At 66.9% G+C, this 25,464-nt stretch carries 33 protein-coding genes and 1 pseudogene; 15 read left to right on the plus strand and 19 right to left on the minus strand.

Annotated features, from left to right (window positions below):
• The first annotated feature begins 30 nt into the window (after nt 1-30).
• A complete protein-coding gene (locus ON34_RS08795; protein ID WP_040776937.1) occupies nt 31-708 on the plus strand; it encodes a class I SAM-dependent methyltransferase in 678 nt (225 codons plus the stop codon).
• A 39-nt stretch (nt 709-747) separates the two neighbouring features.
• Here ON34_RS08795 and cobU read toward each other — a convergent pair whose 3' ends face one another.
• The 3 genes from cobU to ON34_RS08810 form a co-directional block, all read right to left on the minus strand.
• The gene (gene cobU / locus ON34_RS08800; RefSeq protein WP_040776726.1) at nt 748-1,302 is read right to left on the minus strand and encodes a bifunctional adenosylcobinamide kinase/adenosylcobinamide-phosphate guanylyltransferase; all 555 of its coding nucleotides are present in this window, start codon (nt 1,300-1,302) and stop codon (nt 748-750) included.
• Between the two features lie 35 nt (nt 1,303-1,337).
• A complete protein-coding gene (locus ON34_RS08805) occupies nt 1,338-1,547 on the minus strand; it encodes a TOBE domain-containing protein (RefSeq protein ID WP_040776730.1) in 210 nt (69 codons plus the stop codon).
• 290 nt (nt 1,548-1,837) lie between these two features.
• Nucleotides 1,838-2,818: a helix-turn-helix domain-containing protein gene (locus ON34_RS08810; RefSeq protein ID WP_040776733.1), complete on the minus strand. Its 981-nt coding sequence runs from the start codon at nt 2,816-2,818 to the stop codon at nt 1,838-1,840.
• Between the two features lie 86 nt (nt 2,819-2,904).
• On the opposite strand from ON34_RS08810, the gene ON34_RS35905 reads away from it, so the two are divergent.
• Nucleotides 2,905-3,066, plus strand: coding sequence for a hypothetical protein (locus ON34_RS35905; RefSeq protein WP_157172233.1), 162 nt, complete (start codon nt 2,905-2,907; stop codon nt 3,064-3,066).
• Nucleotides 3,067-3,086: 20 nt separating this feature from the next.
• Here the strand turns inward: ON34_RS35905 and ON34_RS08815 are convergent, their stop codons facing one another.
• The gene (locus ON34_RS08815) at nt 3,087-3,758 is read right to left on the minus strand and encodes a DUF3043 domain-containing protein (protein ID WP_040776735.1); all 672 of its coding nucleotides are present in this window, start codon (nt 3,756-3,758) and stop codon (nt 3,087-3,089) included.
• A 201-nt stretch (nt 3,759-3,959) separates the two neighbouring features.
• On the opposite strand from ON34_RS08815, the gene ON34_RS08820 reads away from it, so the two are divergent.
• Both ON34_RS08820 and ON34_RS08825 read left to right on the plus strand, forming a co-directional pair.
• Nucleotides 3,960-4,310 carry a HesB/IscA family protein gene (locus ON34_RS08820; RefSeq protein WP_039797033.1) on the plus strand — a complete coding sequence of 117 codons (351 nt, stop codon included), beginning with the start codon at nt 3,960-3,962 and terminating at the stop codon, nt 4,308-4,310.
• A gap of 250 nt (nt 4,311-4,560) precedes the next feature.
• Nucleotides 4,561-5,529 carry a carbohydrate kinase family protein gene (locus ON34_RS08825; protein WP_040776743.1) on the plus strand — a complete coding sequence of 323 codons (969 nt, stop codon included), beginning with the start codon at nt 4,561-4,563 and terminating at the stop codon, nt 5,527-5,529.
• A gap of 193 nt (nt 5,530-5,722) precedes the next feature.
• Here ON34_RS08825 and ON34_RS08830 read toward each other — a convergent pair whose 3' ends face one another.
• From ON34_RS08830 to ON34_RS33445, 3 genes are all read right to left on the minus strand, one after another.
• A complete protein-coding gene (locus tag ON34_RS08830) occupies nt 5,723-6,235 on the minus strand; it encodes a GNAT family N-acetyltransferase (protein WP_040776746.1) in 513 nt (170 codons plus the stop codon).
• A 76-nt stretch (nt 6,236-6,311) separates the two neighbouring features.
• Nucleotides 6,312-7,466 (minus strand): alanine racemase, encoded by a 1,155-nt coding sequence (locus tag ON34_RS08835; protein ID WP_051022286.1) that lies wholly within the window; start codon nt 7,464-7,466, stop codon nt 6,312-6,314.
• A complete protein-coding gene (locus ON34_RS33445; RefSeq protein WP_051022287.1) occupies nt 7,463-7,918 on the minus strand; it encodes a hypothetical protein in 456 nt (151 codons plus the stop codon). Before ON34_RS33445 ends, ON34_RS08835 begins: the two co-directional genes overlap by 4 nt.
• 73 nt (nt 7,919-7,991) lie before the next feature.
• Here ON34_RS33445 and ON34_RS08845 point away from each other — a divergent pair, with 73 nt between their 5' ends.
• Entirely contained in the window at nt 7,992-8,951 is a 960-nt protein-coding gene (locus ON34_RS08845) for a GlxA family transcriptional regulator (protein ID WP_083889247.1), read from the plus strand.
• 166 nt (nt 8,952-9,117) lie between these two features.
• On the opposite strand, the gene ON34_RS08850 is transcribed toward ON34_RS08845, so the two are convergent.
• The gene (locus ON34_RS08850) at nt 9,118-10,377 is read right to left on the minus strand and encodes an NADH:flavin oxidoreductase/NADH oxidase family protein (RefSeq protein WP_040776749.1); all 1,260 of its coding nucleotides are present in this window, start codon (nt 10,375-10,377) and stop codon (nt 9,118-9,120) included.
• Between the two features lie 168 nt (nt 10,378-10,545).
• Here ON34_RS08850 and ON34_RS08855 point away from each other — a divergent pair, with 168 nt between their 5' ends.
• Nucleotides 10,546-10,962 carry a MerR family transcriptional regulator gene (locus ON34_RS08855; protein ID WP_040776752.1) on the plus strand — a complete coding sequence of 139 codons (417 nt, stop codon included), beginning with the start codon at nt 10,546-10,548 and terminating at the stop codon, nt 10,960-10,962.
• A gap of 184 nt (nt 10,963-11,146) precedes the next feature.
• Here the strand turns inward: ON34_RS08855 and asnB are convergent, their stop codons facing one another.
• The gene (gene asnB / locus ON34_RS08860; protein ID WP_040776755.1) at nt 11,147-13,090 is read right to left on the minus strand and encodes an asparagine synthase (glutamine-hydrolyzing); all 1,944 of its coding nucleotides are present in this window, start codon (nt 13,088-13,090) and stop codon (nt 11,147-11,149) included.
• Nucleotides 13,091-13,496: 406 nt separating this feature from the next.
• On the opposite strand from asnB, the gene ctaC reads away from it, so the two are divergent.
• Both ctaC and ON34_RS08870 read left to right on the plus strand, forming a co-directional pair.
• Nucleotides 13,497-14,549, plus strand: coding sequence for an aa3-type cytochrome oxidase subunit II (ctaC, locus tag ON34_RS08865; RefSeq protein ID WP_040776948.1), 1,053 nt, complete (start codon nt 13,497-13,499; stop codon nt 14,547-14,549).
• Between the two features lie 14 nt (nt 14,550-14,563).
• Nucleotides 14,564-14,980, plus strand: coding sequence for a cytochrome c oxidase subunit 4 (locus tag ON34_RS08870; RefSeq protein ID WP_040776758.1), 417 nt, complete (start codon nt 14,564-14,566; stop codon nt 14,978-14,980).
• A gap of 194 nt (nt 14,981-15,174) precedes the next feature.
• On the opposite strand, the gene ON34_RS08875 is transcribed toward ON34_RS08870, so the two are convergent.
• Genes ON34_RS08875 through ON34_RS08890 form a run of 4 tightly spaced genes read right to left on the minus strand, consistent with a single transcriptional unit; the run spans nt 15,175 to nt 16,843 of the window.
• Nucleotides 15,175-15,639: a hypothetical protein gene (locus tag ON34_RS08875; RefSeq protein ID WP_157172234.1), complete on the minus strand. Its 465-nt coding sequence runs from the start codon at nt 15,637-15,639 to the stop codon at nt 15,175-15,177.
• Between the two features lie 36 nt (nt 15,640-15,675).
• Nucleotides 15,676-16,122 carry a DUF4254 domain-containing protein gene (locus ON34_RS08880; protein WP_040776764.1) on the minus strand — a complete coding sequence of 149 codons (447 nt, stop codon included), beginning with the start codon at nt 16,120-16,122 and terminating at the stop codon, nt 15,676-15,678.
• Complete coding sequence (locus ON34_RS08885; protein WP_040776767.1) at nt 16,119-16,457, minus strand: hypothetical protein; 339 nt, start codon at nt 16,455-16,457, stop codon at nt 16,119-16,121. The genes ON34_RS08880 and ON34_RS08885 overlap by 4 nt, the downstream gene beginning before the upstream one ends.
• Nucleotides 16,457-16,843 carry a hypothetical protein gene (locus ON34_RS08890; protein ID WP_040776770.1) on the minus strand — a complete coding sequence of 129 codons (387 nt, stop codon included), beginning with the start codon at nt 16,841-16,843 and terminating at the stop codon, nt 16,457-16,459. Before ON34_RS08890 ends, ON34_RS08885 begins: the two co-directional genes overlap by 1 nt.
• Nucleotides 16,844-17,132: 289 nt before the next feature.
• Between ON34_RS08890 and ON34_RS08895 the strand changes: the two genes are divergently transcribed.
• From ON34_RS08895 to ON34_RS33450, 6 genes are all read left to right on the plus strand, one after another.
• Entirely contained in the window at nt 17,133-18,092 is a 960-nt protein-coding gene (locus tag ON34_RS08895; protein WP_245547950.1) for a helix-turn-helix domain-containing protein, read from the plus strand.
• Nucleotides 18,079-18,288 carry a DUF397 domain-containing protein gene (locus ON34_RS08900; protein ID WP_373291888.1) on the plus strand — a complete coding sequence of 70 codons (210 nt, stop codon included), beginning with the start codon at nt 18,079-18,081 and terminating at the stop codon, nt 18,286-18,288. Before ON34_RS08895 ends, ON34_RS08900 begins: the two co-directional genes overlap by 14 nt.
• Nucleotides 18,289-18,341: 53 nt before the next feature.
• A complete protein-coding gene (locus tag ON34_RS08905) occupies nt 18,342-18,551 on the plus strand; it encodes a DUF397 domain-containing protein (RefSeq protein ID WP_040776954.1) in 210 nt (69 codons plus the stop codon).
• A gap of 15 nt (nt 18,552-18,566) precedes the next feature.
• Complete coding sequence (locus tag ON34_RS08910; protein ID WP_051022289.1) at nt 18,567-18,797, plus strand: DUF397 domain-containing protein; 231 nt, start codon at nt 18,567-18,569, stop codon at nt 18,795-18,797.
• Nucleotides 18,784-19,410 (plus strand): nucleotidyltransferase domain-containing protein, encoded by a 627-nt coding sequence (locus ON34_RS08915; protein WP_040776776.1) that lies wholly within the window; start codon nt 18,784-18,786, stop codon nt 19,408-19,410. The genes ON34_RS08910 and ON34_RS08915 overlap by 14 nt, the downstream gene beginning before the upstream one ends.
• A gap of 73 nt (nt 19,411-19,483) precedes the next feature.
• Nucleotides 19,484-20,161, plus strand: coding sequence for a TetR/AcrR family transcriptional regulator (locus tag ON34_RS33450; protein WP_051022290.1), 678 nt, complete (start codon nt 19,484-19,486; stop codon nt 20,159-20,161).
• Between the two features lie 37 nt (nt 20,162-20,198).
• On the opposite strand, the gene ON34_RS08925 is transcribed toward ON34_RS33450, so the two are convergent.
• The 4 genes from ON34_RS08925 to ON34_RS08945 form a co-directional block, all read right to left on the minus strand.
• Nucleotides 20,199-20,867: an LppP/LprE family lipoprotein gene (locus ON34_RS08925; protein WP_083889248.1), complete on the minus strand. Its 669-nt coding sequence runs from the start codon at nt 20,865-20,867 to the stop codon at nt 20,199-20,201.
• A gap of 142 nt (nt 20,868-21,009) precedes the next feature.
• Entirely contained in the window at nt 21,010-21,594 is a 585-nt protein-coding gene (locus ON34_RS08935; protein ID WP_174372016.1) for a DUF3885 domain-containing protein, read from the minus strand.
• Between the two features lie 18 nt (nt 21,595-21,612).
• Nucleotides 21,613-22,710, minus strand: a complete 1,098-nt coding sequence (locus tag ON34_RS34485) for a CSLREA domain-containing protein (protein ID WP_157172236.1) — start codon at nt 22,708-22,710, stop codon at nt 21,613-21,615.
• Nucleotides 22,711-22,886: 176 nt separating this feature from the next.
• Nucleotides 22,887-23,249 carry a maleylpyruvate isomerase mycothiol-dependent enzyme family protein gene (locus tag ON34_RS08945; RefSeq protein WP_051022293.1) on the minus strand — a complete coding sequence of 121 codons (363 nt, stop codon included), beginning with the start codon at nt 23,247-23,249 and terminating at the stop codon, nt 22,887-22,889.
• 50 nt (nt 23,250-23,299) lie between these two features.
• Between ON34_RS08945 and ON34_RS34490 the strand changes: the two are divergent.
• Nucleotides 23,300-23,531: pseudogene (locus ON34_RS34490) on the plus strand (IS256 family transposase); the annotation flags it as partial.
• 86 nt (nt 23,532-23,617) lie between these two features.
• Here ON34_RS34490 and ON34_RS08950 read toward each other — a convergent pair.
• Nucleotides 23,618-24,310, minus strand: coding sequence for a hypothetical protein (locus ON34_RS08950; RefSeq protein ID WP_051022294.1), 693 nt, complete (start codon nt 24,308-24,310; stop codon nt 23,618-23,620).
• A 216-nt stretch (nt 24,311-24,526) separates the two neighbouring features.
• The gene (locus tag ON34_RS08955; RefSeq protein ID WP_040776783.1) at nt 24,527-25,417 is read right to left on the minus strand and encodes a LysR family transcriptional regulator; all 891 of its coding nucleotides are present in this window, start codon (nt 25,415-25,417) and stop codon (nt 24,527-24,529) included.
• Nucleotides 25,418-25,464: the final 47 nt, after the last annotated feature.

A 25,464-nucleotide genomic window follows, 5' to 3' on the forward strand; every position in this document is an offset into this window, starting at 1 on the left:
GCTGCCAGAATGCGGTCCACCATGGAGTTCATGACCAAACATCATCCGCATTCCGCCACAGCGGCCATGGGCGATCGTCACGATTACCTGCCCGCCGCCGGGCACGACGCCCTGTTGCCCGCCTACGACCTGATGACCCGCCTGTTCGGCATGCCCCAGGTCTACGACACGCTCATCGAGCAGGCCGAACTCGAAGACGGCCACCGCGTGCTGGAAATCGGCTGCGGGACCGGCAATCTGACCATCCGAGCCAAACGCGCCCGCCCCGCGGCAGAGGTGATCGGCTCCGACCCCGACCCGCGGGCGCTGGCCCGTGCCCAACGAAAAGCCCGTGGGCTGACCGGAATTCGATTCGACCACGGCTACGCTCAGAAACTGCCCTACCGCGATGGCGAATTCGACCGGGTGCTGTCGTCGATCATGCTGCACCATCTGGACCCCGAGGTGAAGGCTGCCGCCGCCGCGGAGGTTCTGCGTGTGCTGCGACCCGGTGGCAGGCTGCACATCGTCGACGTCGGCGGCAACATGACCGCCGCGGACGGCCTGGTCGCGCGGCGCACCCTGCGCAACGGCCACGTCGCCGACAACCTCGGCGACCGGATTCCCCGACTGCTGCGCGCGGCGGGGTTCGACTGCGCGGAAATAGCGTCCCAGCGACTTCGCCTCATGGGCCGAATCACCTACTACCGCGCCACCCGCCCGGCCTGACCAACTGGGGGGCCAGCGCAACGTGGGTGTGCGGAGAAGCTATTTCAGGCGGAGGGGAAGACCTGCGACGACGAAATAGGCTTCGTCGCACGCCTGGGCCAGGCGTTGGTTGAGGATGCCCATCTCGTCGCGGAACAGGCGGCCGGAGCGGGTTGCGGGGATGACGCCCATGCCGACCTCCGGGGTCACGATGACGAGGCCGCCCTGGTAGGCGGCGACCGCTGCGACGAGGGCGTCGGTGTCGGGAGAGATCGTTCCGCGCGGTGCTTCCCAGGCTTGGCGCGCGTCGATGCGGGCGGTCAGCCAGGTGCCGATGTCATCGACGAGCGTCACGGACGGCACCGTGGATTCGGCGAGAATTCTTGCTGGATCAGCACTTTCGACCGTCGTCCAGCTGGCCGGGCGACGGCTGCGGTGCTGGGCGATTCGCTCGGTGAAATCGTGGTCGTCCGGGTCGGGCACCGCGGTGGCGAGATAGCGCACGGTCTCGCCGCCCTCGCCCGCGAGTTTCTCGGCGAATGCCGACTTCCCCGACCGCGCACCACCGAGAACCAGGATGCGGCGCGGCGCTGCGGGCGAGGAACTATGCGACACGGTGGCACCGTATCAATCGGATAGCGAGGTGAGGTTCAGTCGACCCCGAGGGTGACTTCGGTGGATTTGATGAGGACCGTGACGGGGGAGCCGTCGGCGAGTTGCAGGTCGTCGGCGGCGTCGCGGGTGATCGAGGAGGTGATTTCGTCGCCGCCGTTGAGGCGGACGCGGACGACGGCCATCGCTTCGCCACGGGTGACCGAGACGACTGTTCCATGCAGTTGGTTACGTGTGGATAGTCGCATGCCCGCGATCCTACGTAGCGGGGTGCTGATCCCTTGGAGGTTCGCGCGTTGTGTCGGTGGGCGACATCCTCGAGGTAGTCCTGCTCCGTCAAGGTCGGGGTTGCCGTGGCGAGCGATGTCGCGGGGAGCCGGGTCGACGTCTTCGGCCATGCGGTTTGTTGGCGTCGCCGCAGATGTCGAGTGGGCGCTGTCCGCGCGCGGATGTTCGATTCGCTCGCGAGCGTCGCGGCAGCGTGCCGGGCCGCAGCCGCTTGCCGCTGTGAAGGCTGCCTGCCGTTCTCTGCGGGCGCTCAGGCTGACGTCTCCGCCGCGGTATCCACGTTCCTGCCGAAGCGGCGGCGGTACTCGGTGGGGGCGATGCCGACCAGGCGTTGGAAATGGTGGCGCAGGAGGGCGCCGGAGCCGAAGCCGGAGCGGGTCGCGATGTGCTCCAGGCCCAAGCCGGTTTCCTCGAGCAGTTGTTTGGCGAGCAGGATGCGCTGGTTGGTGAGCCACTTCACCGGGGTGGTTCCGGTCTCGGCGGCGAAGCGGCGGGCGAAGGTGCGGGTGGACATGTTGGCGCGGGCGGCGAGTTCCTCGACGGTGTGCGGCAGGTCGAGGTGTTCGTTCATCCATTCCAGCGTCGGGATGAGGCTGTCGGAGGTGCAGGCCGCGACCGGGCGTTCGATGAACTGGCGCTGCCCGCCGTCGCGCTGCGGCGGCACCACCATGCGCCGCGCGATCGCGTTGGCGACGCCGCTGCCGAGTTCGCGCCGCACCAGATGCAGGCAGGCGTCGATACCGGCGGCGGTGCCCGCGCTGGTGATCAGATCGCCCTCGTCGACGAACAGCACGTCCGGGTCGACGGTGGCCTCCGGGTAGTCGGCGGCGAGCTTCTCCACGTAACGCCAGTGCGTGGTGCATTTGCGGCCGTCGAGCAGCCCGGCGGCCCCCGCGAGGAAGGCTCCCGAGCAGACCGTGAGCACGGTGGCGCCCGCTGCCGCCGCGTCTCGGACGGCCGCGACGACGCGCGGATCGAATCCGCCGTCGACCGCGGCGGCGGAGATGGCGACCAGATCGGCCTCGGCCAGTTCCTCGAGCCCGTACTCCGGTGCGACGGTGATGCCCGGACTGGTGGACCGCAGTGGGACGCCGGGCTCGGCGCCGCACACCCGGAAGTCGAATGCGGGCAGTCCGTCGGCCGTGCGGTCGAGGCCGAAAACCTCGCAGATGACCCCGAATTCGAACATGGCCATCCGTTCGGACAGCACCACCGCGACCTTCGACAGCATGCCCGTCAGTCTACTGGCCGTATTTTTGCGGACATTGTCTGCACGGCCACTTTCGGCGGTAAATCACTGATCGCAAAATTACTGCCATGATTACTTTTCTCGTCTCCCTGGCGGTCATCGTGGCCGCCGCCGCGCTGATCGCCCACAGCACGGGCCGCGCGGGCTCCTCCGATGTCATCGACCGCGACGCCGAGCGGGTCCACTCCGAACTGGCGGCGATGCTCGGCCGCACCGCGCACCACCGCTGACGCCGGGGGCGGCGCCAGAACTACACAGCGTCGCCCGGGCCGACCCGCGGCTTCGGGGCGCGCATCTTGCGGATCTGGGAAGCACGCACGAAGGCGTACCAGCCCAGCCGGTATCCGGTGTCGGTGGTGTCGGGGAAGCGCTCCCTGACTCGGTTGTTCACCACGCGGCCGAGCAGGACGCCCTCGATGGCCATGAACAGCATCATCACCAGCATGGCCAGCGTGACGATGGTCTGCAGCGCGGGGGCGAGGAACATCGACAGGATCAGCACCAGCGCCATCGGCATGAACAAGCCGACCAGGTTGCGCCGGGCGTCGACGATGTCGCGGACGAACGCCCGCACCGGCCCTTGGTCGCGAGGCAACAGGTACTTGTCCTCGCCCGCGAGCATGCGGGCGCGCCGGTCCTGGGCGGCGGCGCGCCGTTCGGCGGCGGCTGCCTTGCGCTCTTCCTTGTTGCCGCGCACGGCCTTGCGCCGGGCGCGGGCCTCCTTCGCGGTGAGCGGAGCGGGTGCTACCGGGCCGCGGCGCTTGCCTTGCGCGTCACGGCGTTTCGGGGTGGGACGGCCTTTGCCCGCGGTAGCCGTCGGCGCCGTGCGGGTGGTACCTGCGGCCGAGCCGCCGTCCGTGACCACCGTCGATTCGGCGGTCGCGTCGGTGGTGCTGGACTCGCCGCGACGGAACAATTTCACATCGACCAGGCTATTCGATGTGCTGCGTGGCGAGAAATGCGGTCCGATTCGCCGGGAGTGTGCAGGGTCACGGAGGTTGCGTGCCGCGGCGGACGGGGTGGTGGCAAGATGGGGGAATAGCAGCCAGCCGAGTGGTGTTGACCCGACACGACCACCCGTGCGCTGTTCACGGGTTGACCACAGGTTCCTCGAGGAGAGTTCATGACTGTGCAGAACGAGACCGCCACCCACGGTGTGACTCTGACCGACGCCGCCGCCGCGAAGGCGAAGGCACTGTTGGACCAGGAGGGTCGCGACGACCTGGCACTGCGGATCGCGGTGCAGCCGGGTGGTTGTGCCGGCCTGCGCTACCAGCTGTTCTTCGACGACCGCTCGCTGGACGGCGACCTGACGGTCGACTTCGGCGGCGTCACGCTGGCCGTCGACCGGATGAGCGCTCCGTACGTGCAGGGCGCCTCGATCGACTTCGTCGACACCATCGAGAAGCAGGGCTTCACCATCGACAACCCGAACGCCACCGGCTCCTGCGCCTGCGGCGACTCCTTCAACTGAGTGCGATCCCGGCGCGCCCGAAACGTGACGACTGGTTTCGTGAGCACATGGGTAACTCGCCGGGAACGCCCAAAACCGAAGCGGTACCAACGCTGGACCTGAACGCGAATCTTGCGCTACGCCACTAGTACGGCCTAAAGATTCGGGGAGGCGGGTGGGCTACGGTGAGAAAGGGACTCGCGTCACGGTAAGGCCGGGACGCGAGTCCGGTTTTGACCGCCTGCCGCCTACCGTTGAAGGGCTCAGCCACGTGTCCATCGCCGTTTCCGCGTCCATCGCGACCGACCATCTCATGCGTTTCCCCGGACGGTTCGCCGACGTACTGCTGGCCGATCAGCTCGACCATGTGTCGCTGAGCTTCCTCGTCGACGATCTGCAGATCCGTCGCGGCGGCGTCGGCGGCAACATCGCCTACGCCATGGGGCTGCTCAACCGCGCGCCCGTGCTGGTCGGCGCCGTCGGCGCGGATTTCCGCGAGTACCGGGAGTGGCTGGAATCGCGCGGGGTGGACTGCTCCGCCGTGCTGGTCTCCGATCGCGCGCACACCGCCCGCTTCGTGTGCACCACCGACGACGACATGGCCCAGATCGCGTCGTTCTACCCGGGCGCGATGAGCGAGGCCCGCGACATCTCCATCGCCGAGCTCGCCGAGACGCGGCAACTCGACCTGGTCCTGGTCGGCGCCAACGACCCCGAGGCGATGCTGCGTCACACCGCGGAGTGCCGGGAGCTCGGCATCCCGTTCGCCGCCGATCCCTCCCAGCAGCTGGCCCGGTTGGACGGCGACCAGTCGGTGCAGCTGATCGACGGCGCCGCGTACCTGTTCACCAATAAATACGAGTGGGCGCTGCTGCTGCAGAAGACCGGCTTGAGCGAGGAAGAGGTCGCGCAGAAGGTCGGTATCCGCGTCACCACGCTGGGTCCGGACGGGGTGCGGATCGTCGACGCCGACGGCACCGAGGTGACCGTCGGCGTGGTGCCGGAACTCGAGAAGGTCGAGCCGACCGGTGTCGGCGACGCGTTCCGCGCGGGCTTCCTCACCGGCCACACCGCCGGGCTGAGCCTGGAGCGTTCCGCGCAGCTCGGCTCGCTGATCGCCGTGCTGGTGCTGGAGACCATGGGCACCCAGGAGTGGTCGCTGAACAAGGAGACGGCCCTCCAGCGCCTGACCGACGCTTACGGCCCCGACGCCGCGGGCGACATCAAGCCCCTGCTCTGAGCTCGTCCGCCTCTTTTGTTCCGACAGCACATCGCCGGTTCACCGTCTGGTGCAGCTGTTCGGCCGCCGGAAGAGGATTCACGGGCGGACGCCGCCGGTAAAGCAGCACTGGTGACGGGTCGAGGTTCCGGCTGGACCTTTCGGTTCTCCGGCCCGTCATCCTGGCGACTTGCCGTCGACCGGGCTCTCTTGGTCAGCGGAGCACGAATCCCGGCGGCCAGCTGTACTCGAATTCCGGAAGATCGAAGCCTTGCTCGAAGTGAGCGGTCCGCGCGTCTGTGCGGCGGCCGCCGTACCGCTCGTAGAAGGCGATAGCCGCGGTGTTTGCTTGGAGGACCTCGAGGTAGACGAACCGGCCGGGATACTGCGCCGCTGCCCACTCCAGAGCGTGGTGCAGCAGGCGGGTACCGATGCCCGCACGCGTACGACCGGGCGCGGCGTGCAGGTTGTCCAACAGCACGCGGCCGTCCGTAGTCGGCGTCAGGTAGACGAATCCGACCAATTCGTCATCCTCCTCGGCGACGAAAAGCCCGGCGGCGGTCGGGTCATCGGCAAGTCGTTCACGCCATACCGTCAAACGATCCTCGAGCAGTGGACCGGTCAAGAACTTTTCCGGCATCATCCCGGCGTAGGCCGAACGCCAACTCGCCGTGTGCAACTGCGCGATCGATTCCGCATCGTCTGGCGCGCCATTCCTGATCCGCATTCCGATATTCTCGCCTCCCACCGTGGATCGGATTGCCTACCGCCGTGGCGGTGGCCGTGTAGTGGCAACAGATGCGCTATTGGGATCGCCCGCGCGCCTGGACCGGCCAGAGGTCGACCAGGGTGTCGCCCTCCACCACGTGCAGGAGGTCGTAGCGGTCGATGGTGGGGTCACAGTGCGGCGGCGTGAACTCCACGCATGTCCCGAGAGCGGGTCTGCCGGGATCGTCGGTCAGCAGAAGGCCCTGCTCGTCGCCGTACCAGAGGTATGCCCCGACATCGCTGACGGGCACGCCCGCGTCGGTGGCGAAGGCCTTCAATCCGGCGTCGACGGTCAGCCAGTGCCGCGTCGCACCGGTGACCGTGGCAGCGACGAACAGCGCTTGCCGCAGACCGCGGACCCAGCAACCGGCTATTCCGTGGTACTGAGCGTCCATGACGGCGTAGGACCCCGGCTGCAGCTCGGTCAACACGCCGAGGGCGATGTCGGCCTCGAGGGTGCCGGTACCTCCGCCCGTGCGGACGGTCGTGTCGTGACCATGGCGGTCGAGCAGCTCGATCGCCGCCGTGAGCCGCTGCATCCCCTCGGCTACCGCGGCGTGGCGCTCCGAAGGCTCGCAGATGTGCTGCCAATGGCCGCCGTATCCCTGGACGCCGCGCAGGGTCAGCTGCGGTGCGGCGGCGACGGCTGCCGCCACTCGTAGCGCTGTGGCCGGATCCGGCGCACCGCTACGGCCCAACCCCACATCGACATCGACCAGGACGTCGATGGGAGTGCGGGCCATCGCCGCCAGGGCTGTTACCCCAGCGGGATGGTCCACAGTCACGGTGACCGACGCACCCGCGGCCGCCAAATCGGCCACCCGCGTCGCCACCGATCTCCCCACGATCGGGGAGGTCACCAGGATGTCGTCGATTCCAGCGCCGAAGAGGGCCTCGGCCTCACCGACTTTGGCCACGCAGACGCCAACCGCGCCAGCAGCGAGTTGCAGGCGGGCGAGGTCTGCGCACTTGTGGGTCTTGGCGTGCGGACGCAGCGCGACACCGGCATCACGGCAGACCTCGGCCGCTCGCTCGAGATTGCCGCGCAGCGCCGTGAGGTCGACGATCGCGGCCGGGGTGGGAATGGCATGACGTGAGCCGGGCTTGTCGAGCAGATCCAGCGCTTGCCGGATCGCGGGCCACTCGGCCAATGCGCCGAGCCGGATACGGGGGTTGGTGGCGATGCTCATCGGGCGGCGATTTCGCTCAGATGCTCGAAGCCCGCCGCGGCTGCCATCTCGGGCAACCGGACAATCCTCCCGCCGCGCCCCCATCGACCTTCGGGCACCTCATCGAAGGTCACCGAGGTGACCAGCCTCCGGCCGTCCAGGCCGGTCGCGGTGTCCCGCGCGGCGCGTTCGAGGTCAGCGGCGAACCTGTCCCGACGCACCGGGTCGAGAACACCTTCGCTGGCCGTGAATTCCACGAGCACCAGCGCGACCACCTGGTCCGCGGCAAATCCGCCGCAGTAGGTACGACCGGGCCGAATCTCGTCGTGTACGGCCAGCGAACGCAGCCGCGTCTCAGGAGTGTCGGGAATGGATTCCGCGCGCCAGCTCGCTTCGGTGAGCCGCGCCACCAGCGCGTCGATGGCGGCGGCGGTGAAAGCGCCCGCCGAGGTGCGGATATGCAGAAGAGGCATGCGACCCACGCTAGAAATCATCCATGCGAGCCGGAAGTGGCAGGATTGACAAGAATCTGGCTATTCTTGCCACATGCTTTCGATAGATGTGCTGGTGGTCCCCGGTTCCGGGCCGGTGGGCGTGGCCGCCACAGTCGACATCGCCGAAGCACTGACTCGCAGCCACGCCCTGGCGCAGGAACCCGCGGTGGACGTCCGGATCGTGGGCGGCACCAACGGTGCGATCGCCTTGCGCGGCGGGCTGTCGGTACCCGCCACGCCCTTGTCCGAGACCGGTCCGGCGCGCCCGTGGGTCGTGATCCCCGGGATAGGCGATTCCGGAGCCACCGAGATCGAACGCCGCCTCGGCGAGCGCGATGCGCGCGCGGCGGCCCAATGGCTTGCCGACGCGGGCGCCTCCCGCATCGCAGCCTCCTGTACCGGCACCTTTCTCGCCGCAGAGGCGGGCGTCCTGGCCGGCCGGAACGTGACCACGACCTGGTGGCTGGCCGGCTTGTTCGCCCGCCGGTACCCGGCTTGCCACGTGGACGCCGACCGGATGCTCGTCCGCGACGGACCGGTGATCACCGCAGGCGCCGCGCTGGGCCACGTGGACCTGCTGCTGGCGCTCATCGAAGAATCCTTCGGATCCGCCACCGCCCAGACGGTCGCGTCGAGAATCGCAGTGGCACCTCGGGTTTCGCAGACGCCCTTCCGGCGCAGCGCCGTCTATCGCGAGGTCGACCCGGATCTGGCCGCCATCGAAAAGTTCGTGCTCGAGCGACTCGACCGCCCGATTCGCCTGACCGAACTCGCCGCAGCCACCCACCTTTCCACACGGACGCTGGCGCGCCGAATACAGGCAACGACCGGACTGTCACCGATCCAGTTCGTCCAGCGCATCAAAGTGGAAGCCGCGCTCGATCTCCTGCGCGACCCGAACCGCAGCGTCGCCGACGTCGCGCAAGCGATCGGACTCGCCGATGCCTCCACGCTCAATCGGCTCCTGCGCCGGACCACGGGGCACCCGCCCGGCAGCTTCCGATCCGCCTGACATCCAGCTCCACGCGTCCATCCACACGGTCGCGGCCGGGGCGGACGGGCTCAGCTCGCCGCCGATGTGGACGTAACCCGCTGAGCGCGCGTCACCGCCGACACCTGCGCGGTCTGCGCCTCGGATGTAGTCCGCCCCCGCTGGATCGGCGCCCAACAGGGGAGTGCTAGCTCGTGGACGGCAACTGTCTGGGCTTTCTGGCTTCCAGCCAGCCGGAATAGCGCGCGAGAGCGCGTCGGCGACACAGTTGGTCCAGCACGAAGGCCAGCTCGGGACGTGCGTCGGGTCGAGGGTCACGGTCCGCGGCAAGGCGTCTCAGTTGGTGTCGAACCTGGGCTAGGCGTGCCGACGAGGCCAGTGCTTTGTCCTTCCAGCCGATCGGCTTCAGAGCGGGCGCGTCCGGGGCTGTCGTTGCTCGCCATTGACGAGGTAGGTCAGGGGCCACCGCGAGCGCGGTGGCCATACCGGCGACGGCGACTCCGGTGTCGATGACGTTCTGGGCCACCTCACGTCGTCGAATACCTCCGGTCAGGATCAGCGGGACGGTCGCGACCTCGAGCAGGTCCTTGGCGAATTCCAGAAAGTACGCCTCCCGGGCCATCGACCGGCCGTCTTGGGGTCGTCCCTGCATGGCGGGGCTTTCGTAGCTGCCGCCCGACAATTCCACCGCGTCGACGCCGAGTGTGTTGAGCAGCGTCACGAGTTGCGCGGCATCCGAGAGGTCGAAGCCGCCGCGTTGGAAGTCGGCGGAGTTGAGTTTGACCGCGACGGCGAAGGACGGGCTGACTGCTGCCCGGATCCCGGTGACGACGCGAATCAGCGCCCGTGCCCGGTTCTCGAGTGAGCCGCCCCATCGATCGGTGCGGGTGTTGGTCAGCGGTGACAGAAACTGCGACAGGAGGTAGCCATGCGCGGCGTGGACCTCGACGCCGTCGAATCCGGCGTGTTCGGCGCGTCGCGCGGTAGTGATGAACCGGTCGATCGTCTGCTCGATGTCCGCCTCGGTCATGGGGATCGGTGGTGCGAATCGTCTGGACTGTCGTCCCACATCGATCGGGACGTCGGATGGTGACAGGCATACACCGGGCATGTCGGCCAAGACCTGCCGCCCAGGGTGGTTGATCTGCATCCACACCTGGCTTCCACCGGACTTTGCCGCGGCCGCCCACTGCGCGAAGGGTTGCAGCGGTGAGGCTTCGTCGAGTACGACGCCGCCGGGGCCGGTCATCGCTCGGGAATCGACCATCACGTTGCCGGTGATGACCAGGCCTGCACCGCCATGACTCCACCGCCGGTACAGGGTGAACAGTCGCCGGTCCGGAACCTGGCCGGTGTGGGCGAGGTTCTCCTCCATCGCTGCCTTGGCCAGCCTGTTCGGCAGGGTCGAGCCGTTCGGCAGTACCAGTGGGGAGAAAATTGTGGTCATCGGTCGCTCTCTCTCCGCAGCCTCGCACCGGGATTCCGAGGCCGGCCAGGACCTTGTCGGTCGTCTTCGCGTTGCGGGGTGCAAGGCCGCGGATGCGGGGTGGTTTGTTCTGATCGGTGGTCCGGCGAGTCTAAAGTTTCAACCATGGTTTAAGGTCAAGGGATTGTGATGAGGATCGGGGATCTCGCGGCTCGGGTCGGCATGTCGACATCGCGGATCCGCTACTACGAAACCGCCGGTCTGATCACACCTGCCCGCCGGACAGAGGCCGGTTATCGCCTCTACGACGAGCAGGCGGTGCAGACGCTCGAAATCGTCGAATACGCGCAGCTGGCGGGATTCACCATTACAGAGATGCGCGCGCTGCTCCCCCTTACCCGGCCGGGCGAGTGGGACCGGGCCGGACTGCTCGACACTCTCCGGACCAAGGCCGCCGCGATCGAGCAGCTGCGGCAGCGACTCGAAGAGACGCTCGAACGGTTGAGGGCCGTGATCGCCGACGTCGAACAGAAGCCCATCGACCTGGCGTGTACCGACAACGTCAATCGGATCATCGAGAACCTGCGGGTCCCGGGCGAGAGGTGACGCACGGCCGGATGGCTGGCCGGGGCGATGTACGGTTGCGTTGCTGACGGTTCATGGACGGCCGTGCGCGAAACTGTCACCGGATCGTGCAGCAGTCCCCTCGCCGTCGATGATGGCGGCGGGTCACTCCGAGTGGTTGTCGCGTTATGGGTTTGCAGCGGCGGCTGGCGCAGTCGCCGGGCGCTTACAGCGACACCGGGTACACCGGCTCCTGGATCTCCGGCTTGATCCGGTCCTCGACGAAGATGCCGTGCCACACCATGAACACCAGCAGCGTCCACAGCCTGCGGCTGTGATCGGCGTTCCCGGCGCGGTGCGCGACCAGCATCTCGCTGATCGCGGGCTTGTTCAGCAGGTGGTCGGTCTGCGATTCGGCGATCTGCTGCTGGGCCCAGTCGTAGAGTTCCGTGCCGCGCAGCCAGTGCCGCAGCGGGACCGGGAAGCCCAGCTTGGCGCGGTGCAGCACATGCGGCGGGACGATGCCCTCCAGCGCTTGGCGCAGCGCGTACTTGGTGGTCTCCTTGGTGATCTTCTGGTCGAACGGCAGCCCTTCGGCCACCTTCAGCACCTCGGCGTCCAGGAACGGAACGCGCAGCTCCAGCGAGTTGGCCATGGTCATCTTGTCGGCCTTGACCAGGATGTCGCCGCGCAGCCAGGTGAACAGGTCCAGATGCTGCATGCGGGCGACCGGGTCCCAGCCGCGCGACTGGGCGTACAGCGGCGCGGTGACGTCCTGGTGGGTCCACTCCGGCCGGAACTCGCGCAGCACGGCGCGCAGCTGGGCGTCGTTGAAGCTGCGCGCGTTGCCGTAGTAGCGCTCCTCCAGGGTGAGCGAGCCGCGGTGCAGCAGGCTCTTGCCCCTGGTGCCGTCCGGGATCCGGTCCGACAGCTTGCCCGCGAGCCTGCGCAGCCCGCGGGGCAGTTTCTCGAACGGCTTCAGCGACAAGGGTTCCCGGTAGATGGTGTAGCCGCCGAACAGCTCGTCGGCGCCCTCGCCGGAGAGCACCACCTTGACGTGCTTGCGGGCCTCCTTGGCGACGAAATACAGCGGGACCAGCGCCGGGTCGGCGACCGGGTCGTCCAGGTACCAGACGATCTCCGGGATCGCCTGGGCGAACTCGGCGGGCGAAACCACCTTGACGACGTGCCGCGCGCCGATCGCCTCGGCGCTCTCGGCGGCCACGTCGACCTCGGAGTAGCCCTCGCGCTCGAACCCGGTGGTGAAGGTGATCAGCTTCGGGTTGTGCCGCATGGCCAGCGCGGCGACCGCGGTGGAGTCGATGCCGCCGGACAGGAACGAGCCGACGGTCACATCGGCGCGCATGTGCTTGGCGACGGAGTCCTCGAGCGCCTCGGCGATCTCCCGGTAGCGGGCTTGCGCCGAGCCGGGGGCGAACGGACGCACCGGGAACTTCGGCGTGAAGTATCGGGTGATCGCGGGCGCGGCACCCGGGCGGACGGTGGCGTAGCTGCCCGATTCGAGCCTGCGCACATCCTTGTGCAGCGTCTCCGGCTCCGGCACGTATTGCAGCACCGTGTAGTGCTCCAAGGCGCGCGGGTCCAGCGCGTCGCTCAGCTTCAGCGCGGGCAGCAGTTCCAGCAGGCTCTTCTTCTCGCTGCCGAACGCGGTGCCGCCCGGCCCGGTGGCCAGGAACAGCGGCTTGATGCCGAATGGGTCGCGGGCGAGGAACAGCTCTCCGGTCTCGGTGTCCCAGATCGCGAACGCGAACATGCCGCGCAGCCGCCGCACCGCCTCCGGTCCCCAGTAGTGGAAGGCCGCGACGATCGCCTCGCTGTCGCCCTCGGTCTGGAAGATCTTGCCGTCCGGGAACTCGGCGGCGTGCGCTTCGGCGAGCTCCGCGCGCAGCTCCAGGTAGTTGTAGATCTCGCCGTTGAAGGTGAGCGCGTAGCGCTCGGGCTGCTCGGGCGGACCCCAGCGCAGCGGCTGGTGGGAGTGCTCGATGTCGATGATCGACAGGCGGTTGAAGCCGAAGATCAGGCGATCGTCGTGCCAGGTGCCGCGCTCGTCCGGGCCGCGGTGGCGCACGCAGTGCAAGGCTTCGTAGACCTGCTCCACCGTGCCAGGTGCCGCCTCGTCAGATGCCAGGAATCCGAGCAGTCCACACACGGCGTCGGCAACCTCATTTCTCGCAGTCGGGATACGCGCTCACCGGACGGAGCGCAAGGGGACGAAATCCAGTGTCCGAGTATGCCCCAGATGGCGCGTTCGCGCGTCGTGCGCACCGCGTCCCGGCTGGAAGCGCTGGTGACGGTGACCCGGCCGCGCTCGGCGAGGTGTCGAAGCGGACCCGACGACGAACGGGGCGTCCGTTTGGTCTACGCTGCGTAGTACTCAGGTCTCTCTCAGGCGACCCGCGCGGGAAAGCGCAGGCCCGGAGGGGTGCCGGAGAAACGAGCTTAGGACGTATCGTCAGGGCCGATCGCAGCCCTGAGGATGCACTGTCGGAATGTGTGGCGACCAGGAAGGCGTGAGCGTGGCGCACAAGGCGAGCGAAGAGATCGGGGCACGACCCGTGAAGGGTCGGCAGGGCCGCATCCTTCGGCGGGCCGGGCTGGCGGTGTCCTTGGGGATCACCGCGCTGTTCGTCTCGGGCTGCTCGATCGACAATGTTTGGCTGCGGTTCGGCTGGCCCTCGGGTGTCACGCCGCAGGCCACCCGGATGCGGGAACTGTGGACCTGGTCGGTCATCGCCGCGCTGGCGATGGGCGTGCTGGTCTGGGGCCTGACCTTCTGGACCGTCGCCTTCCACCGCAAGAAGGCGGACTCGCCGGAGTTCCCGCGCCAGACCGGCTACAACGTGCCGCTGGAGCTGACCTACACGGCGATCCCGTTCGTCATCATCGCCGTGCTGTTCTACTTCACCGTGGTCGTGCAGAACTACGTGCACGAGAAGGTGAGCAACCCCGACGTCACGGTCGACGTGACCGCCTTCCAGTGGAACTGGAAGTTCGGCTACCGCAACGTCGACTTCAAGGACGGCTACAAGTTCGACGGCATCGACACCACGCGTGAGGCGCTGAGCCAGGAACAGCTCGAGGCGTACGCGGAGCGGACCAAGGACGGTCACCCGCAGCCGGGCCCGGTGCACGGCAAGCCGGAAAACGACATCCTGTCCTACCTGCACTACGACAAGGTCGAGACGATCGGCTCCAGCAGCGAGATCCCGGTCCTGGTGCTGCCCACCGGCAAGGTCATCGAGTTCCAGCTCGCCGCCGCGGACGTCATCCACGCCTTCTGGGTGCCGGAGTTCCTGTTCAAGCGCGACGTGATGCCGAACCCGAAGGAGAACAACTCCGACAACGTCTTCCAGATCACCAAGATCGAGAAGGAAGGCGCGTTCGTCGGCCGCTGCGCCGAGATGTGCGGCACGTTCCACTCGATGATGAACTTCGAGGTCCGGGCGGTGACGCCGGAGAAGTTCACCAAGTACCTGGACGCGCGCCAGGCGGGCAAGACCAACGCCGAGGCGCTCGAGTCCATCGGCGAGTCCCCCGTCGCCACCTCCACCGAGCCGTTCAACACCAAGCGCGACGTCAAGAGCGCGGCCCCGGCCGAGAGCAAGTGAGGAACTGATCTGACATGAAGATCGAAGCGCGGATTTTCGAACTGCTCACGGTGTTCTTCATCATCGTGGCGGTGGTGTACGGCTTCTTCACCGGCCAGTCGCGCACCGGCGTCGAGTGGGCGGGCACCACGGCCACGGTGCTGACCGCGGGCCTGTCGCTGATCATCGGTACGTACTTCCGGTTCGTCGCACGCCGTCTCGACCTGCGCCCGGAGGACTACGAGGACGCCGAGATCGTGGACGGCGCGGGCGACCTGGGCTTCTTCTCGCCCGGCAGCTTCTGGCCCATCACGCTGGCCGCCGCCGGTTCGGTGACCGCCATCGGCCTGGCGTTCTTCCAGTTGTGGCTGATCGGCATCGGCGTGGTCTGCGTCCTGGCCGCCGCGGCCGGGCTGGTGTTCGAGTACTACCTCGGACCCGAGAAGCACTGATCCGAGAACTACGGGAACGGCCCCACCGGAAATCCTGGTGGGGCTGTTTCGTGTGTGCGGACCCCAGCCGTCGGGGTGGGCGTCGGGCTTTCGGGAATACGGTGGGACCGTTTCACGTGTGTGGTGAGTGGGCGCTCGAAGGCATCCGTGATTCGGGGCGGGGCGACCAGCTCGGGCTCCGGCTGCCCGAGCGCCTACGTGCAGGAGGTGTTCGTCAGACCAGTAGCCAGGGTGAGCCCGTACCCGAACATCATGAAGAGAACCCCGACACTGCTCAGGATGAGCCGGGAACGGCCGATCCGAGAGCGGTTGGTCAGCAGACAGGTCATCAGGAAAATTCCGCTCGCCAGCATGATCCCGGGGGCGGCGACCCGAAAAGCCTGCACGGCAATAAAGTCCACTCCGCGTGTCACTGTGTCGAGCCGATGGCCCGAGGTGGTGACGTTGCGGCGCTCGATCTCCTCGGATGTCGGTGATAGCGGCGTGGCCTCGGTGGTGTCACCGATGACGCGGTCGGGCACAACAAGGCGGTTGCCGCCCCCACAGTGATCACTGTTCTGGAGCAGGCCGTAACCGGTCAGGTAGATGGCCGGTCCGACAAAGATCGAGGTCACGATGTATATCAGGGCGACCAGGACCGGGCGGCTGCGGAGCTTCATCGTGCTCATCATAGAGATGGGATGTGGATGGCGGTTTCACTGCGCCACAACCAGATTAGGGAGGCGGCGCGTTCCCGCGGCCAGTTCGAAGGACAGATCGCTGTAGCCGAGGGAGAGTTCGGCGAGTTGTTGCCATACGTAGTGGATGTGCGGCTCCTGTGTGTCGTGGTGCAATGCGGTGTGGGCGAGCACGGAGTATTTGGCGAGGCGGTCGACTACCGCGCCGATCGTTTCGGTGTGCATGTACGCCGCGCCCAGTGCCTGCGGCAATGCGGACGCGACCCAGCGGTCGATGTGCCGGGTCAGCCTCGTGCGATGGTGGTCGATTTCCTGCCGTGCCGCGTACGGGGTGTCCAAGCGTGCCTCGTGGAGTGCGGCGAGTTCGTACGCTGCCTCCAGGACCGGGTGCGGCTGGCGGATGCTGCCCGTGCATGCTTCGAGCACAAGAGTTTTGGATGGCAGGAGCGGCCCGCTGTCGGTCACCGCGCGTCCCCTTCGTCCGATGCGATGTCGCGTGCCAAAGCGCTGAGCCCATCGAGAACCTGTTGAAACGTCTGGGCTTTCGGCATGCCCTCAGGACGTGATCCGTGGTCGCTGTTGTCGGCGGGAAAGGCGATGCCGCGCAGGTATGCACGCTCACGCGGGCTCAATTCCGGCGGCTTGACCCGGCCGTAGTGGACGAGCGTGCAGTACGCGACCCACTTCCATGCGCAGCGATCAATCCGGCACGTGCGATGCCGCTGCATTTGCCGGTGCGCCAACTCGGTCTCGGCGAGGCCGCAGATGCTCGGCGGGGTGACGAGAGTGACTTCGCTCATCACGCTGCTCCCATCTCGATACCGGAAGCCGATCGCGCCCATGTGCCGTGCGGTGAAACGGTTTCCAGGTCGTAGCCTTCGTCGCAGATCAGCGCGGGCTGGTTGTTCACGTGCTCCAGATCGAACACGACGATGATCTCGACACCCAGCCCAGCGGCCATGCCGAGCGCGTACCGGATCGGCTCGCGCTCGTCGGCTGGCGGGCGGACCGTGTACACGTACTGGTAGCCCAGCGTGCGGGCGTGCCGCTGCACCTCGTTCGCATGACGCGGCGCGTGCGGTCCGGACACGTCGCCGCGCACGAACCCAATTGCCTTCGGCCGGCCGGTCATTGGCGGCGCAATGATGTCGGTGGGTGGTGGTTTGATGATGTGGGTGTAGGTCATGGTTCCCCCGGAACGTGGTCGGTGGGTTGGTTCGTCAGGCGTCCGGGCAACCGGCACCAACTCGCTACACCCGCTAGCTTGGTTCCTGGGAAGTCAACGGGGGATAGTCGAAGCTGTTGCGGCTCCCGCAAGTTGGGAGTTGGGTCTACGAACTTGTGGTGTCACTCGGACGCCATGACCAAGCACACCACCAGTGACAGATCGGTTTCAGGGAAATCGGATGACCGACAGCAATTCATCCGAAACTGTACGGAGTCATCCGACAGTGCAGTAGAACTGACCCGATTTCGTGTGTGATCCGATCCGATTCCGCGATGAAGGGGAGGCCATGACCAGCGGTATTGACGATGACACCATCGACACCGGACCGAGTTCGACACTGCCGAGACGTCAACTCGGGCGTTTTCTGCGCGAGGCCCGCGAGGCGAGCGGCTTCACCCTCGCCGCCGCGGCGAAGCTGGTCGACCTATCCCCGCCCGCCCTCCAGCGCATCGAGACCGGCCAGACGCAGAAGGTCCGCAAGCAAGACGTCCGCGCTCTGTGCGAGCTCTATGGAGTGAGTCCAGAAGACACCCAGCGCGCGATAGACCTCGCGGATCTCGGCAGGACGCAGAGCTGGTATCACGCATACGGGGGCCTGTACTCCACCGCGTTCAACATGTACGTCGGGCTCGAATCGGCTGCGCGACAGTTGGTCACATACCACGAACACGTTCCGGGACTGTTGCAGACTCCTGACTATGCACGCGCTGTCATCGGCGCATATCCGGGATTCAACGACTGCGCTGATATCGACCGGCGAGTGGAACTCCGACTCAAGCGACAAGCCATCGTCACCCGCAAGGTGAACCCGGTCATGTTGGAAGTACTACTTCACGAGTCGGCGCTGTACCGGGTGGTCGGTGGCCGAAAGGTCATGGTGTCTCAGCTTCGCCACTTGGCCGAGATCTCCAAGTTGCCCAACGTCGTCTTGCGGATAGTCCCGTATGGCGCGGGGCTGATCTGGGGCATGCCGCACGGTTCGTTCACCGTTGTGGAGTTCGATACGAATTCCAAGGGCAAGCCTATCGAGCCGCCGGTTGTGTTCATGGAAGGAGGGCCGACCCCGGACGTGTACCTGGAGAAGCCGGACGAGGTACGGCTCTATAGTGAGCTTGCTTCGGCCATTCGGAGCGTATCGCTGGACGATAGGCAGACCCGGGACCTGCTTCGCCGGGTGACGAAGGAGTATGAACGTGACCAGCATTGACCTATCCGGAGCCGAGTGGTTCAAGAGCAGCTACAGCGGCAGCCAGAGTGATTGTGTCGAGGTAGCGTGGCTGCCGGAGGGCAGTGTCGGCGTTCGTGACTCGAAGAACCCGACCGGTCCGGCGCTGGTCTTCAGCCACGGTGAGTGGGACGCTTTCACCGCAGGCGTGAACGACGGCGAGTTCAACCGGCCCTGACCATCGTGGGGGTAACCGCGTGACTCGCTGCGGTGGATGGCGAAGGTGTGAGCATGAAGGTTGATGTGTCCAAAGCTGTTTGGTTCAAGAGCAGCTACAGCGGCAGCCAGACCGACTGCGTCGAGGTGGCGTGGCTTGACAAAGGCGGCGCCGGTGTTCGCGACTCGAAGAACCCGACAGGTCCGGCGCTGGTCTTCGCCCCTGGTGAGTGGGATGCCTTCACGGCGGGCGTCATCGACGGCGAGTTCCATCGCCCCGCCTGACAAAGGAGCTCGAGCGTGACCAGCGTTGACCTGTCCAGTGTGGAGTGGTTCAAGAGCAGTTACAGCGGCGGCCAGACCGAGTGCGTCGAAGTGGCGTGGTTTGACGGCGGCCGGGTCGGTGTCCGGGATTCGAAGAATCCGACCGGCCCGGCGCTGCTGTTCACCCCGGGTGAGTGGGATGTCTTCACGGCGGGCGTCATTGACGGCGAGTTGGCCGGACGCGCCGCCGAGAATGCGACTGCCTGAGGTGGCGGGGCGTCTGCTTTCGGCCGAGGAAGCCGCTGAGCTCTGGGCGGCGTGGACGCCCGCCGAAGTCGCGGAACGGATGTCGGGTGTCACGGTCCCGTGGTGTATAGCGGCTGGGTGGGCGCTCGACCTGTTCACCGGAGGCGACGCCCGGAAGCACAGTGATCTGGAAATCGCCGTCCCGGCAGCCGGATTCGGCGAGGTTGCCGCTGCTTTCCCCGGCTTCGAGTGGGACGTGGTCGGCGACGGGCGGGTCTGGCCGTTTCCGGCGGAGGCGGCGAAACATCATCAGACCTGGCTGCGCGAACCCGCGACCGGGCGCTATCGCGTCGACGTGTTTCGTGAGCTGCACGTCGGCGATCGATGGGTGTGCCGCCGTGACCCGTCGATCACCCTGCCCTACGAAGAACTGATCCTTCACACCAGCGAGGGCATTCCCTACACGGCTCCTGAGGTCGCACTCCTGTTCAAGGCGAAAGCACGCCGTGACAAAGACGAAGCCGACTTCCGGCGCGTGCTACCCGCGATGGACCGATCACAAAGGTCCCGGCTGTCCGAATGGCTGTCTCGCGTCTGCCCCGGGCACCCGTGGCTCGAAGCCTTGATCGCTTGATGCGTCGGCCGCCCGAGGTGGTTCGCCAGCCGTTTCGTCCGATGTGACCGCACCAGCTCACGGCGTGCCTGATATGAAGGTCCGGGTGGAGCGGAAGAAGTTGCTGGAGCCGACGCTGACGGAGTTGCCGCACGGGCCGCACGGTCTAGCGCGTGATCTGGTAACCGGGTCGCAGCGGCAGCGGCTCTTGTACGGCGTGACGGTCGTCGTCGCGGATCGCGGCTATCTCACCGTGACGGTCGCGGATATCGCGGCGGCGGCGAAGGTTTCGCGTCGGACGTTCTACCAGCATTTTCACGACAAGGAAGCATGCTTCCTCGCCGCGGCCGAGGCGGGCCGGGATCTGATGATCGAGCATCTCGAGCGCGTGATGCGGCAGGTGTTCGCCGAACCGGTCGAGCCGCTGGAGGCTCTGCGGCTCGGCATCCGCGAATATCTCACCTTGTTGCGGGACGAACCGTCGTTCGCCCGCTCGTTCTATCTGGAGACCGCCGTGGCCGGGTCGCGCGCGGTTGAGTCGTTCGAACGATGCCAGCGCTGGTTCGCCGGGTTCATCCGATCGTGGCGTGAAGCGGCGGGCCCCGTCGATCCATCGGTGCCGGATTACGCGTATCTCGCGGTGACCGATGCGACCAACGAGGCCGTCCGCCGAACCCTCCGCGCCGGAGGCGACTTGCTCGAGCTCGAGGACACCGTGCTGTACATCCACCGCGCGCTGCTCGGTTTGGCGACGTCTGCCGCCGATGGGTGACACTTTCTGGCCCAACTCGACCCCGTCGAGCCGGTCCCTAGCGGTGAGCGCCGGGATCGGCGACCTCGTCCGGGATCGACGGGTTCGGGGTGACCTTGCGGCCGTCCGAGTCGAGGGTGTAGGTGACGACCACCGGACCGCCCGAGGGGCAGCAGTTGGCATCGTTGCCGGTCAGCCAGCGATAGCGCACCTGGACACCGCGGTCGGAGGAACCGGCCACGCTCGTGTACGACGTCGCCTTCAGCGTCGCGGTGCCGAGATACCCGTCGTGGTCGAAGAACAGCACATGGTAGGGCGAGCTGGCCGTGCCGCGCGGCGTTGCCGCAAGCACCCAGAGCAGCTGCGGGCAGGAGCCGACCGGCGCGTCGGTGGCGCTGTCGATGATGTACGGGTCACCGCCAACCGAAGGGCCGAGCGATGTGATCGCGCTGTTGACCACGCCCGAGTTCAGATCGACGCACCTGCCCTTACCTGCGGTGGCAGGGCCGTCATCGGCCTGCGTGCGCGTGGTCACCGGCGGCCGCTGCACCGGTGTGTCCTGCGTCGAGTCCGAACCAGTCGGTGCGGCGGTGGCGGACGCGGTTGCTCGGCCCGATGTGCCGGGCGTCGGCTGTCCGGTCGCCGATGGCGTCGCGGTGCTCTGGCATCCCGTGACCACACCGGTCACCAAGATCGCCGCGAAAACCGTGCCGATGATCGTCCTCATCCGAATGCCCTCCCGAATTGGCTCTGCCGGGTAGGTCGGATCCGGGAGGGTTGCTGTTACGCCCCGGATATGTGGGCTTGCTCCGGCATCGCGCGAAAGTCCGCCGCTGCCAGGAAATCGAGCGGCTGTTGTCACGGCGAGCTCAGAAACCGTTGGGGTGATGGGAAAGCCAGCTCGCATGCCGATGCATCAGCGTGTCACGTTCGGCGGCAGTGGGCAGCAGAACATCCGTGCCGCCATCGTAGGGATGGTGAATCCGTTCCAAGGACGAATCGCAAATCATGACCCCTGCGGTGTCGTCGTCGGCGACGGCGCGCAGAAGGTCATCGACAGCGCCGTGCTGCCAGGGGATCTGGCTGACGAACAGGTGGGTGTAGGAGATGAACTCGGCGTCGGTCTCGGCCGGGTCATTGCAGACCGAGGTCCAGTAGCGGGCACCGGGATGCCATTGTGCGTGGTCATCGGGCCGCGTGCCTGGCGCGGGACGGTTGGACCAGTCGCACGTGATGAGGTAGACCTCTTGCCCGGCGAACAACTCGTCCAGGACCGTGTTGTATCGGTCGAGCACAATGCTGTATTCGCCAGCAGTTTCTGGATAGCGCTTCGACCCGGGCAGGCTATGGAACCGTACCCATCGATCCCGATAGGCATGCTTGAGCTCATCAGCCAACGGGGGACACAGCGGCCAACATTGTTGCCAGAGCTCCAGTAGATCGTCACCGCACATCCGATCACGGTATCCGCACTAGGGCACGCTTCTGTCGCCTGGACCGGTGAGGTCGCAGGAAGCATCGTCGCCGGTGTTGCCGCCTTCGGAGACGATCCTCGCGAACACCTTTGCGCAGTTGGCCAGGGCGGTACCGGATGTGTTCCCCGTGATGGTGGAGTTCCGCAATATCACGGTGCCGAACGGAACATCGACCACATCCGTCACCTGGCGGGGGAGGGTGTCGAGGTAGGCGGGCGCTACGTTGATGCCGCCGCCCGCGTCGGAGGCACTGTTTCCGGTGATGGTGGCACGATCGAAAGTCACCACGCCGCGGCCCCGGACGTCCACGCCGCCGCCGCGTCCGGCGAATCCACCTGGGCGGTACCACACTCCGGGATTGATCACGCGGTTGTCGGAGATCGTCGAGTTGGTGAAGGTGCAGGTGTTATCGCATCGCACGCCGCCCGCCTCGCCGGATGTGTTGCCGGTGATGGTCGTATTCCTGGTCTGGAGATCCGATCCCGGCACGTTGAAGATCCCGCCGCCGTATCCAGCGCTGTTGCCCCGGACCACGACATCATCGAGGACGAGGTTCGACGAGTTGGAGATTCCGCCGCCGCCGGTGTCGTAGTACGGGATCTCGTGCTGGGCGGTGACTCCACCGGTCACGGTCAACGCCGTCAACGTCACGGGCGCGGAGATGCTGAGCACCCTGTCGATCCCGTTGGCGTCCAGCACCGTCCGGTCGCGTCCCGCGCCACGAAGCGTCGTCGGCGCGGTGAGGTTCAGGTCGCCCGTAGTCGCATCGGGGTTGCGGCCCTGCACTTTCTGTGGGTCGGGAGGGATGGTCAAGAGGTAGCGCCCCTCGGGCACCACGACTGTGCTCCCTGGCCTGGCATTGGCGGCCTGGACTGCTGCGCGCAGTGTGCAGGTCCCGGCGACGGTACGGCATAGCCCGCTCCGCGGATCGGCCGCGACCCCGTCTGCCGTGGTATTCACAGTGATCACCGCTGGGGAATCCCCTCCGGGCGGGTTGTCGGCGTAGGCCGTTGGGGGCAATCCGCTTGCGGTGCCGACGATCAGGGCGGTGATGGCGACGGCGCGTGCCGCCGCGGGAGATGTGCTCGTCCTCATGAAGTCTCTGATCCGATTCACGAACATGGAGTTGGGTGCGCTCGCGTATAAGTGGGGTACGCAAGCGTTTACAACTATGTCGCACAGTGGCGCCTCGTCGGTGGTGTTTCCGGAAATCCAGTCGCCAGGTCCGAACATCCGCGCATGCCGTCTACGACCACGGCACTGCGCCATGGTCAGGCCAGCTGGCGGATCAGCCTTTCGATGCCGTCTCCGGTCACCTGGTCGAGCGTGGCGGTGCGGCCGGTGATCAGGAGCAGGATGGCTGCGATAGGTCCGCGGATTTCGCTGCCGTTGCCGTATTCCCAGTCGACGTCGGTTGCGCTCAGATGGATTCCGTCCAGGCGGTGACGGCCCCACACCGGCCACCCGAACTGTACGGCCCGGTCGGCCGCCGCGGCGGCCGCGGTGGGCGCGACGGCGATGTCGCGACCGAGCGGGATCGCGATGTCCTGGCCGTGGACCATGGTGTCGAACAGGGTGTTGCGGTAGTCGGTCAGTTTCGGCAACCGTCGCGAGGCCGCGTGCAGGGCGGCCACTTCACGGATGCGCCAGCCCGCGCACAGTGATGGCGTCTCCCATACGTGCCACCACGAACCCGATCGGGTCGACCTTCGCCTCGGTCCAGTTGCGAACCAAGGTCACCAACGGGCCAGGCTCTCGCGCGGCCGGAATCGCCATGGGCCTACAAGCTGTTCGAGGCGGCCCAGACCCGCTGGCGCAGAGTCGACGCCCCCGAGCTGGTCGCCCTCGTGGGGGCCTGGGCCAAATTCCACAAGGGGAAACTGCTCGAACGCCCCATCGACGTCACCTCTGCGTAACCGCGCCAATCAACCGAAACGGAGGTCGCCTGAAGCACCCGATTCGGTCCTTGACAATTTCTCACGACAGTCACCGCAACTCGGCGTCACCGCTGGCTACAGGAATTTCGCGCCGCGCGTTCGACGTTTCTCTTCAGTACGGCCATCATGCGGGCCTGCATGATCCAGACGACCGGAACGTAGATCCAGAAGTTGTAGAAGCGCTCCAACCATCGGGGTCGTGTGGCCTGATACCCCCCGATCACCAGACGTGTTCGACCGCCCTCGAGCTCTTTCAGCTGGAAGCACCACAGCCCTTCCATGTAGGCCCTGGGTCTGGGTTGTTTCGGGTCTAGGACGTGGCCTTGAAGATCGCTCAACCAATACAGTCCCAGAAACCGATTCGGTTCGAGGATCGCGATCTCGTAGGAGTCCATGATCCCGATACCCGGCGCTCGGAACTTCAGGCGATCACCGACGGCGCGGTCTTGCCACTCAGGGTGCACCGCGTGGGCACTCGACACGCCGGCGTTGTCGAGGTGATCCCATGAGTACCAGCCGGCGCGATCGCCGCCCAACTGGACTAGCCAGGGCCAGACTAAATCTGGCGGCGCCCCGATCGTGACGGCCATCGTCACTCCACGTGCGCCGCCGGGAACCCATTCCGCGCCGGGAAACGGCCCGGCGACTTCCTCGTCGCTGGCGCCCCAACGCCAGAGCCGGGGTCGCACCAGCCGGGCGTATACGAGCGCCGCCCCGCCGGCCGTCGCTGCTGACGCCAGTACGAATTCGCCCTTCATATCGACAGCGTCCCAGGCATGGCACGGCGCCGGCAGAGACCAAGGTCACCTCACGCAACCCCATTTAGACACTTGGCGACCACGACAAAACACCCCATCCGCGGGTCTCGACACGCGAGGGGCACCTTGCCACGCGACGCGGTGAGGATCTGCGATTGAGCCTCGCCTCCAGGTGCGTGCGAAGTGGCCCCGGGGGCACTTCGCACCCGAGCCCCTTCACGACTCGTGTCGATCCGGTGCCGTGATGCCGAGAACGGCGAGGAAGGCGGTCGCCGCGGGCGTGCGACCGACGCGGCTCCAGATGACGTATTCCACGCGGGCCGGGGCGTCGGCGACCTCGATGGTGACTACGCCGTCGAGCTGGGGTGCGTAGGCGGAGGGGAGCATGGCCACGGCGAGGCCCGGCCGGACCAGCCGGGCGATGTAGTCGGCGGTGGTCACTTCGAAGGCGACGTCACGGTCCAGACCAGCGGCTGAGAATGCTTGGTCGGATTGGATACGTCCGGCTGTCCCGGCTGGAAGGTCCACGAAGACCTCGGAAGAGAGCGTGCGAAGGTCGACCGTTGGGTGGTCGGCGAGTGGATGGTGCGGTGCGACGACGGCGACGAGTCGGTCCCGGGCGAGTTCGTGGGCGGCGACGCCGTGGGGTCGCGCTGTGGTCGGCAGCCCCAGGAAGGCCACGTCGATGGCTCCTTGCTCGACCTGCGCGGCGAGGTCCTCGCTCGCGCCCACCCGCAGGCTGATGCGCACGTGCGGGTACCGCTGGCGGAAGTCGCGCAGCGCGCCCGGGATGTCGACGGCGGCGACAGTGGGGATCAGGCCCACGGCGAGCCGTCCGCGTACCTCCCCGACCGCCGCGGCGACCTCGGCGGCCGCGCGCTCGGCGGCGTCCAGGCACTGACGGGCGGCCGGGAGGAACGCCGCACCGGCCGGTGTCAACCGCACCCGGCGGCTGGTGCGCTCGAAAAGCCTCGCGCCGAGTTCACGTTCCAGACGGGCGATCTGGTGACTGAGGGCGGACTGGACGACGTGGCATCGTTCGGCGGCTCGGGTGAAGCTGTTGGTCTCGGCGACGGCGACGACGTAGCGCATCTGCTGGAGCTCCATAGATCAATCGTGAATCACGATGGATGGAGTGACAAACATGTGTTGGA

The organism is Nocardia pneumoniae NBRC 100136 (assembly GCF_000308755.1).
GTDB classification, from domain to species: domain Bacteria; phylum Actinomycetota; class Actinomycetes; order Mycobacteriales; family Mycobacteriaceae; genus Nocardia; species Nocardia pneumoniae.

Bases quoted from the DNA above. Each gene is read 5' to 3' on its own strand.
- ON34_RS08885 (WP_040776767.1), bottom strand. From the start codon at position 16,457: ATGAGCGAAGTCACTCTCGTCACCCCGCCGAGCATCTGCGGCCTCGCC.
- ON34_RS08925 (WP_083889248.1), bottom strand. From the start codon at position 20,867: ATGAGGACGATCATCGGCACGGTTTTCGCGGCGATCTTGGTGACCGGT.
- ON34_RS08845 (WP_083889247.1), top strand. From the start codon at position 7,992: ATGCTTTCGATAGATGTGCTGGTGGTCCCCGGTTCCGGGCCGGTGGGC.
- ON34_RS08810 (WP_040776733.1), bottom strand. From the start codon at position 2,818: ATGCTGTCGAAGGTCGCGGTGGTGCTGTCCGAACGGATGGCCATGTTC.
- ON34_RS08905 (WP_040776954.1), top strand. From the start codon at position 18,342: ATGAAGGTTGATGTGTCCAAAGCTGTTTGGTTCAAGAGCAGCTACAGC.
- ON34_RS08935 (WP_174372016.1), bottom strand. From the start codon at position 21,594: ATGTGCGGTGACGATCTACTGGAGCTCTGGCAACAATGTTGGCCGCTG.
- ON34_RS08875 (WP_157172234.1), bottom strand. From the start codon at position 15,639: ATGAAGCTCCGCAGCCGCCCGGTCCTGGTCGCCCTGATATACATCGTG.
- ON34_RS08955 (WP_040776783.1), bottom strand. From the start codon at position 25,417: ATGGAGCTCCAGCAGATGCGCTACGTCGTCGCCGTCGCCGAGACCAAC.
- ON34_RS34485 (WP_157172236.1), bottom strand. From the start codon at position 22,710: ATGAGGACGAGCACATCTCCCGCGGCGGCACGCGCCGTCGCCATCACC.
- ON34_RS08850 (WP_040776749.1), bottom strand. From the start codon at position 10,377: ATGACCACAATTTTCTCCCCACTGGTACTGCCGAACGGCTCGACCCTG.
- ON34_RS08950 (WP_051022294.1), bottom strand. From the start codon at position 24,310: ATGAAGGGCGAATTCGTACTGGCGTCAGCAGCGACGGCCGGCGGGGCG.
- ON34_RS35905 (WP_157172233.1), top strand. From the start codon at position 2,905: ATGATTACTTTTCTCGTCTCCCTGGCGGTCATCGTGGCCGCCGCCGCG.
- ON34_RS08795 (WP_040776937.1), top strand. From the start codon at position 31: ATGACCAAACATCATCCGCATTCCGCCACAGCGGCCATGGGCGATCGT.
- ON34_RS08870 (WP_040776758.1), top strand. From the start codon at position 14,564: ATGAAGATCGAAGCGCGGATTTTCGAACTGCTCACGGTGTTCTTCATC.
- ON34_RS08805 (WP_040776730.1), bottom strand. From the start codon at position 1,547: ATGCGACTATCCACACGTAACCAACTGCATGGAACAGTCGTCTCGGTC.
- ON34_RS08890 (WP_040776770.1), bottom strand. From the start codon at position 16,843: ATGACCTACACCCACATCATCAAACCACCACCCACCGACATCATTGCG.
- ON34_RS33445 (WP_051022287.1), bottom strand. From the start codon at position 7,918: ATGCCTCTTCTGCATATCCGCACCTCGGCGGGCGCTTTCACCGCCGCC.
- ON34_RS08835 (WP_051022286.1), bottom strand. From the start codon at position 7,466: ATGAGCATCGCCACCAACCCCCGTATCCGGCTCGGCGCATTGGCCGAG.
- ON34_RS08820 (WP_039797033.1), top strand. From the start codon at position 3,960: ATGACTGTGCAGAACGAGACCGCCACCCACGGTGTGACTCTGACCGAC.
- ON34_RS08830 (WP_040776746.1), bottom strand. From the start codon at position 6,235: ATGCGGATCAGGAATGGCGCGCCAGACGATGCGGAATCGATCGCGCAG.
- ON34_RS33450 (WP_051022290.1), top strand. From the start codon at position 19,484: ATGAAGGTCCGGGTGGAGCGGAAGAAGTTGCTGGAGCCGACGCTGACG.
- ON34_RS08915 (WP_040776776.1), top strand. From the start codon at position 18,784: ATGCGACTGCCTGAGGTGGCGGGGCGTCTGCTTTCGGCCGAGGAAGCC.
- ON34_RS08855 (WP_040776752.1), top strand. From the start codon at position 10,546: ATGAGGATCGGGGATCTCGCGGCTCGGGTCGGCATGTCGACATCGCGG.